Below are 378 nucleotides of genomic sequence, written 5' to 3' on the forward strand. Positions count from 1 at the left end.
GTATCGACGGGCAAGTTCGAGTGGACGCAAGCCCAGCGGGCGTTTATGCGCCGCGCCAGTTGCGATTTCGTACTTTATTTTAAAGTTGGCAAGACCCCAGTTGGCGTGATCGAGGTCGATGGCGGGTATCACGATCACCCTGTGCAGGCCGCTCGGGACGTCATGAAGAATGAGATTCTGGCCGCCTGCGGTCTTCCTATCATCCGGCTGCGGACGGTGGAGTGTGATATTGAGCGCAGAATTGAGGCGTTTCTCGCGCGGTGGTCCACACCTGCTCTGGGCGATTAGGCGACACCGGGCTGCTACGGGCAGTTGCACCGGCGCGGCGGGGCTACTATTGAGCCGGATGCACCGCTTGCAGGTGGTTGGAAAAACCCT

The 378-nt window shown here is 59.8% G+C and carries 1 protein-coding gene; it reads left to right on the forward strand.

Features of this window, described 5'->3' with window-relative positions; translation table 11 throughout:
• On the forward strand, positions 1 to 288 hold a 288-nt coding region (locus QWI17_RS00435), incomplete at its 5' end, for a DUF2726 domain-containing protein (protein ID WP_302720527.1).
• Positions 289 to 378 lie beyond the last annotated feature (90 nt).

It is taken from the genome of Gilvimarinus gilvus (genome assembly GCF_030518155.1).
Taxonomy (GTDB): Bacteria; Pseudomonadota; Gammaproteobacteria; order Pseudomonadales; family Cellvibrionaceae; genus Gilvimarinus; species Gilvimarinus gilvus.